General features: G+C 44.7%; 7 protein-coding genes and 1 pseudogene. 5 read left to right on the forward strand and 3 right to left on the reverse strand.

Annotation, left to right across the window (positions count from 1 at the left end):
• The coding region (locus tag A3757_RS25645) for an AAA family ATPase (RefSeq protein WP_156506220.1) at positions 1-179 on the reverse strand (179 nt) is incomplete at its 3' end.
• A 1-nt stretch (position 180) separates the two neighbouring features.
• The gene (locus A3757_RS06155) at positions 181-588 is read right to left on the reverse strand and encodes a hypothetical protein (RefSeq protein ID WP_068511328.1); all 408 of its coding nucleotides are present in this window, start codon (positions 586-588) and stop codon (positions 181-183) included.
• 136 nt (positions 589-724) lie between these two features.
• On the opposite strand from A3757_RS06155, the gene A3757_RS06160 reads away from it, so the two are divergent.
• From A3757_RS06160 to A3757_RS06180, 5 genes are all read left to right on the forward strand, one after another.
• Positions 725-1,252 (forward strand): DUF1439 domain-containing protein, encoded by a 528-nt coding sequence (locus A3757_RS06160; RefSeq protein ID WP_068511326.1) that lies wholly within the window; start codon positions 725-727, stop codon positions 1,250-1,252.
• A 318-nt stretch (positions 1,253-1,570) separates the two neighbouring features.
• Positions 1,571-2,449 carry a class I SAM-dependent methyltransferase gene (locus A3757_RS06165; RefSeq protein WP_068511324.1) on the forward strand — a complete coding sequence of 293 codons (879 nt, stop codon included), beginning with the start codon at positions 1,571-1,573 and terminating at the stop codon, positions 2,447-2,449.
• A gap of 116 nt (positions 2,450-2,565) precedes the next feature.
• The gene (gene rnr / locus A3757_RS06170; RefSeq protein ID WP_068511323.1) at positions 2,566-5,223 is read left to right on the forward strand and encodes a ribonuclease R; all 2,658 of its coding nucleotides are present in this window, start codon (positions 2,566-2,568) and stop codon (positions 5,221-5,223) included.
• A gap of 6 nt (positions 5,224-5,229) precedes the next feature.
• On the forward strand, positions 5,230-5,967 hold the full coding sequence (gene rlmB / locus A3757_RS06175) for a 23S rRNA (guanosine(2251)-2'-O)-methyltransferase RlmB (RefSeq protein ID WP_068511320.1): 738 nt from the start codon (positions 5,230-5,232) through the stop codon (positions 5,965-5,967).
• A gap of 22 nt (positions 5,968-5,989) precedes the next feature.
• Positions 5,990-6,859, forward strand: coding sequence for a DMT family transporter (locus A3757_RS06180; RefSeq protein ID WP_068511319.1), 870 nt, complete (start codon positions 5,990-5,992; stop codon positions 6,857-6,859).
• A 16-nt stretch (positions 6,860-6,875) separates the two neighbouring features.
• Here A3757_RS06180 and A3757_RS26525 read toward each other — a convergent pair.
• Positions 6,876-7,303, reverse strand: a pseudogene (locus A3757_RS26525) (hypothetical protein); the annotation flags it as partial.

Here is a 7,303-nt window from a genome sequence, read left to right on the forward strand (position 1 = left end):
GCGATGGCTGCGGCTTGATAGCTATGCGCTTCAGGCGCATCGGGGANTACTTGGCGAGCGATATTATCGGCGTTAACGAAGGGTAGATCACGAGGTTGTAGCTGCGTTCTATAAAAGGTAGATTTTCCTGCGCCATTTCCTCCGGCGAGCAGCCACAGCTGTTTTGATTCTTTATTCAATTTATACTCTAGATTCTATAAATACGCCATTTTCAAAATAGCCGGTGGTGACATTACCTTGTTGGTCGATTCTTTCAAGCATGCCCTTATCAGTACTTGAGGCCTGAAAGGCATAATTGGTAGTGGTGATGTTTCTCATCAAAGAACCTGAGTCGCGTTGTTGTTCCAGGTTGCTGAATATATCGTCAGCATCAATGTCGACATTATGCGTTTCTTCTACATTGATTTTTGCAAGACCACTGTTTACTTTAATGAGTGTTTCAGGGTCTACGACACCAGAAACCCCGCGGCCTATTTCTGCCCAATATTCTATCTGTTCAGCCACTGAGCGCTTGTTAAGTTCACCACTTAACTTGGCTTGTTTCATAAGTTCACTTTCTAAACGGATAGGGGAATTGGATTTAGCCATCAAAGAATCTCCAAACTGAGGTTGATATCTGGATTGTAGCGGATTGCTACGCTTAAAGCTAATGTTTGTAGTGAATCGCTACAGATTCTTTTAGGCTCGCATGATTTGCTGTACTTAAGGTAAACTCACATTCACTATGACCCGTATTTTTGTATTCTTACTTATGTTTTCATTCTCCCAGATGTCCTCAGGATTTACCTACACCATTGAGCTGACAGAACGAAGCTTGCAAGAAAAGATTGAGGCGATGATGCCCTTAGAAAAGAAACAGTACTTCTTTACTGTTCGCTTGTCCGAGCCAAAAGTGGAGTTAATCAACGTCAGTAATGAAGTTGGCTTTTTTATGCATGTTGATGTCATCGCACCAGGCGGCTTTAAAGGTGGTGGCAGAGGTAAAATCGCCGGTACCGTCCGCTACCAGCAGGATAGCGGGGAATTTTATTTAGACTCACCTCGACTGGTCGACCTTGAGATCGACTTATTGCCAAAACAACTAACACCAAAGATTGCCAAACTGGCTGAGCTAGTGCTGTCTAAAGCTAGCGAGAAGCTTCCTGTCTATCGCTTACGTGACGATGATGCTAAGCACCAATTAGCAAAATCTACTTTGAAGTCTATCAAGGTTAGAGATCATAAACTATTGATTACATTAGGCATGTTTTAAATATGACCTCCGGCTTCTACTGAGCTCCGAATTTTGAGGGGCGAACCCTCTGCCTACGAAAGAGCTAGATGTCATGGCTGACATCTAGCTAACTGTCTGAATAAAAAAGAAAAATAAAATAATTGTGACTATTTCTGCGTTTTGTCCGTCTATATCTCTGTAAATTGGTTTTTTTGTTCTAATTTTTTTCTTCAGAATGGAGAGATATAGGAATTTCACGGTCATAGGTATCTATGTTCGTCCGTATTTGCTTTAGGTTTGTGAAGCAGGGCAGTGATATGACCATTTATTTGTTACTTTCTTAGTGAGGTCAAAAGTATGAATACATCCGTACTTTATTTGCAGGATCTTGTGAATGCTGGTGGCCCAGAGCCTGATCAGTACCCAGCATTAAAACAAGCTTTGGTTGATTTTAATCAGGCAAAGAGCCGAGGAGAATTTAATTACTATGGGCCAGACTATAAAGAAGACTTGATGGGCAAGGCGCTAAGTTTCGATACTATGCAAGGCTTGGCGTATCGAAAACCCAATGGCTATGCTGGCGACTTTGAATTATTAGAACGTATTTACGGTCACTTTCTTACACCCAAGACAGACTTAAGGAACTGGGATCAGTTCTGGAATAGTCAGGCTTTTGTTTCGGCCTTTCAACATAGCCAGCGCTACTTCGTTGACGTAATGGCTGCTGCGGAACAGCATCAGCAAGGTATGAATGTCCTAAATATCGCTTCAGGTTCTTCCCGCTCTATCGCGGATTACTTGGGGCAGTATAAAAGCGACTCGTCTTTTTTATGCATGGATCAGTCCTGGAAGGCTTTAGATTACGCTAGTATCCTGTGTCGTAAGTATAGTGATCAGGTTGGCTTTGCACATGGCGGAGTCCAAGATATTGAAAGCGATGAAAAGTATGACCTGATTTGGTCAGAAGGGTTATTTGATTACTTGAACGATGCCTCGTTTAAGCTAACCTTGGAAAAGCTAATGAGCCATACGCGAAAGGGAAGTGAAATCGTCATTGCTAATTTGAGCACTAATAACGCTAGCCAGCCCTATATGGACTTCCTTGACTGGCATGTAAACCCCAGAAGTGAAGCGCATATGACATACTTGGCGACCTGTTGCGGCCTTAAACGCTCTCAAATGCATGTTGTTCAAGACCCGGCAAAAGTGAATATGTATCTACATATTGCTCTATAAAGGCTATACTCTGCGCTAAATTTAAACTGTTCGGCAGCGGACAGTTCCCTTTTTGGGAATCTGAAGCTAACTAGCGTTCAGTGATTTTCCCAATTATTAGTTCTTAGTGCGGACACATGACAAAAAAGACCAGTAAAGCCACGCAAGATCCTCATAAGGATCGCGAAGCGCAGAAATACGAAAATCCTATTCCCAGTCGAGAGTTTATTCTTTCTCATCTGGATGCGCGCAACGCTCCGGCCACTCATCCTGAACTAGTTGAAGAGCTGTCATTGAAAGATGATGATTCAATTGAAGCTCTTCGTCGGCGTCTTATTGCTATGTCGCGAGACGGCCAACTAGTGCGTAACCGGGGTGATCGATATCTACCGGTTTCTCGCGTTAACTTGCTTAAAGGTGTGGTCATAGGTCACCGTGATGGTTTTGGCTTTGTAAAGCTTGATGAAGGCGGTGATGACCTTTACTTATCGGCTCGTCAGATGCAGATGGTGTTTGATGGCGATCGGGTGCTAGTACGCGCAGATAGGGAAGATCATCGTGGTAAACGTCATGCGGTTATTGTGGATGTCCTGGAACGAAATACCGAACAATTGGTTGGACGTTTATATCGTGAAGGCAACATCGTATTTGTCGAAGTTGAAAATAACCGCATTACCCAACAGGTTCTAATTGACTCTGATCATACGGCTGAAGCCAAGCATGGCCAATATGTCGTGGTTAAGATATTGCAACATCCGACTAAACGCACGCACGCGACCGGTCAGGTAATTGAAGTATTAGGAGACCACATGGCTCCTGGTATGGAAATCGAAGTAGCGATTCGTTCCTATAATATTCCTTTTGAGTGGCCGCCTGAAGTTCAACAAACTGTCGATACACTCAAATCAGAAGTTCTCGATAGTGACAAAGCCGGGCGTATTGATATCAGGCATTTGCCCCTTGTTACGATTGATGGCGAAGATGCGCGAGACTTTGACGATGCTGTGTATTGTCAACGAAATGGAAGCGGCTGGAAGCTCTATGTTGCGATCGCTGATGTTAGCCACTATGTACGCCCTGAGTCACCGTTGGATGTCGAAGCAAATAACCGCGCAACCTCGGTTTATTTTCCCGACCATGTTGTGCCGATGTTGCCTGAGGTTTTATCTAATGGTTTGTGTTCCCTTAATCCTAGAGTTGACCGCTTATGTATGGTCTGCGAAATGGATATTAACGCTGAAGGTTCAGTCCTTAAGAGTCGTTTTTACGAAGGGGTAATGCACAGCCACGCGCGTTTGACCTATAACCAGGTTGGAACCATTCTGGAAGAGCCCGACTCAAGTGATGGCATTCAACTTTGTGAAGATTTTGCTGATCGACTTCCCGAGCTGCACGAACTGTATGGTTTATACCAAGTGCTGGTCAGTCGTCGTAAAGATCGTGGTGCTATTGATTTTGAAACGGTTGAAACCAGAATTATTTTTGGTGATGAACGAAAAATTGATGCGATTGTACCAACTGAACGTAATGATGCCCATAAAATCATAGAAGAGTGCATGCTCTGTGCGAATGTTGCGACAGCAGAGTTTTTATCGCGCCATAAGCTGCCAACCCTGTATCGAATTCACGAGGGGCCGACGACACAAAAACTAGAGAATGTGCGTTCATTTCTAGGTGAACAAGGTTTGCAGTTGATGGGCGGTGAAGATCCATCTCCTTCAGATTACCAACAAATTATGGCGGATATCCAGGATCGTCCTGATTTCAGTGTTCTACAAACCGTCTTATTGCGTTCTATGAGCCAGGCAGTCTATGGGCCTGAAGAGAAAGGTCACTTTGGTTTGGCTTATGAACACTACGCTCACTTTACTTCACCTATCAGGCGTTATCCTGACTTACTAGTACATCGTGCTATCAAGTCTGTTATTTATTCAGCTAAGAACAATGATTTTGACGACGTAGGTATTGCTACGGATGCTCAGGTTCCTGAGTTAAGAAAAGCGTATAAATACCCATATGACCTAGCGAAAATGCTGGTTCTTGGTGAACACTGCTCGTTGGCTGAGCGACGTGCTGATGAGGCGACGCGTGATGTAATGAGCTGGCTTAAGTGTGAGTACCTACAGCAACACTTGGGTGAGGAGTTTGAGGGTATTATCTCCGCCGTGACGGGCTTTGGCTTCTTTGTAGAGCTAGCTGATTTATATGCTGAAGGTCTAGTTCATGTCTCGACTTTAGACAGTGATTATTATCAATTTGATGCAGCGAAGCATCGCCTGATCGGTGAACGCTCAGGTAAGCGCTTTGGTCTGGGTGATAGGGTGCTTGTTCAGGTCTCAAACATCAATCTGGAAGAGCGCAAGGTTGACCTGGTTCTAGTGAGCTCAAGTTCCAAGTCACGTGACAAATTGCGCCCTAAGAAAGGTAAGCCCAAAAGCGGTAGCAAGCGCGACAGTCAGGACAAGCGGAAGGCAGGTGAGCGGCGTAAAGAAGCGGATAGACGTCAGGGAAGTGATAAACCTAAGGTTAAATCCCGAAATGGCGCAAGAAAGAAAACCGAGCGTCCGGTAAAAGCCAAGTCAAGAAAGCCGAAGTCTTCTTCAGAGTTGAAGACAGAAGAGCCTCAAGAGCTTAAATCTAGCCAGCCTTTAAAGCGCAAGCCAAGCAAGCTAGAAGCTTTAAAAAGCAAGCAAGTAAAAAAGCCCTTAAAGAAAATTAACAAGGTAAAATCAGACGCTAATTCAGAGCCGGTGACGCCAGCAATTAGAAAGCGCAAAGTTAAAACAAAAGGTTAAGAGTTAATGAATCAAGAAACCGTATTTGGTTTGCATGCAGTTGAGGCCCTAGTGCAAAAAGAGGCCGATTCGGTTATCTCTGTATTGGTACAGCAGGGTAGGGACGACCAGCGCTTATCAAAGCTTATTCGCTTGCTTCAGTCTAAAGGGCTCTCTTGTGACTATGTGCCTCGGAAGGAATTAGACAAGTTGGTCAGCGGTCGTCACCAAGGTGTTGTGGCAACTATTAAAGGGGAAGTTGAGAAGCATGAAGGAGATCTTGAAGATATTCTCTCAGCGCTAGATGAACCTCCATTTTTATTGATTCTGGATTCCGTGACTGACCCTCATAACCTGGGGGCATGTTTACGTTCAGCTGATGCGGCGGGTGTCCATGCCGTGATCGTGCCGAAGGATAAGTCCGCCCCCTTGAATGCCACTGCAAAGAAGGTGGCTTGTGGTGCCGCTGAGCATGTGCCTGTCATTCGAGTGACAAACTTAGCCCGTACCATGAAGTGGTTACAAAACTTTGGTGTATGGATAACGGGTGCTGCCGGAGAAGCGGAGCAAAATATCTATCAAACAGATCTTAAAGGCCCTGCTGCTATCGCAATGGGTGCTGAAGGCAGTGGTCTGCGTCGCCTGACGCGAGAGCATTGTGACCAGCTTACTAAAATTCCAATGATCGGGAGTGTTAGCAGCTTAAATGTTTCCGTTGCGACAGGGATTTGTTTGTTCGAGGCTTTGCGACAGCGGCAAGCTTAAAAAGTAGCGTTTAGGGCTTTTGATGAGTCGACTTTTCTCTCCTATCAATTTGCTTTTACTCTTGGTTGCTTTGCTATGGGGGCTGGGGTTTGCACCTCAGCGTTTGGCCTTGGAGGGTATGGCTCCCGTTGCCTTCAATTTTTGGCGCTTTGCTTTTGGCGCCATGATGCTATTACCCTTTATTTTTTCTTCGAAGAGTTCGCGTACAGCCTTACTTAATAAGAGAACGATTCTCGCCGGTGCAGGCTTAGGCCTACTGTTAACGGCTGGCGCTGCTTTTCAGCAAATCAGCTTGGCCTATACTAAAGTCGCCAATGTGGCTTTTATCACCGGCTTTTATGTCGCGCTTGTCCCGCTTATCGGTATCTTATTTAAGAAAAGTTACCCTTTACTGACCTGGATTGGTGGTTTGATTGCTCTGTGTGGCTTGTCCTTACTGAGCGGTTTTGATGGAAAGTTTAATTATTTAGGTGATGGCTTGGCACTTGCTGGAGCCGTTTTTTGGGCTCTTCACTTATGGGCTATCAGTTTCTGGGTGGGCAAGCATGACTTGCTTGTTCTCGCACTTTTTCAATTTATTGTCTGCGCTTTATTAAGTTTAGTTTTTTCCCTGAGCTTTGAGGGCGGCCCTATGGCTAGTCTCAACTCTGCTTATCTTTGGGCCTTGTGTAGTGGCATCTTCGTTGTGGGTATGGCGTATACACTTCAGGTCTTTGCTTTAAAGAAAGCAGACCCCTTTATTGCAGCGATCATATTTTCGATGGAGTCTGTTTTTGGCGCAATGGTTGGTTACTGGGTATTCGATGAAGTCTTAGGTATGTACGGCTTTGTGGGAGCTATACTGATGCTTCTCGGTTTTGTACTTGCGCAGTCTCATGAGAAACAGAACTAATAATCGTTATTGATTACTACTGAATCCTGATACAGCCTGCTTTTTCAGTACAGCACCCTGTTTTATCAACTTCGACTCCACGATCCGATAGCGGACATTCATCGAGTTTGTCTATCACGCCATCCTGGTCTGAATCGAGTTGGAGCTGTAGATTCTCAAATGGGGTTCTTACGATTTTTTCCACTTTAGGAATGTGTTTTTTGAAGCCAAAATAACGGCCTATATGAAAGCCGCTGAAGCGAGCATCTTTGGCATGATTGGTATAGTCAAAGCTGATGAACCAGGGACTATCGGTGAATCTGTAGTAAGCACCGATTCCCCAGGTAACTTGTACAGTTGACTCTTCTTCATAGCCAATACGCGAGTCTGTTGCTTCTGTATTGAGCCAGGTTCCCCCAAGTTTGAAGTGGGCATTGAAAGGCTTATATTGGGGTAAGAATCGAT

The organism is Oleiphilus sp. HI0117, from assembly GCF_001635235.1.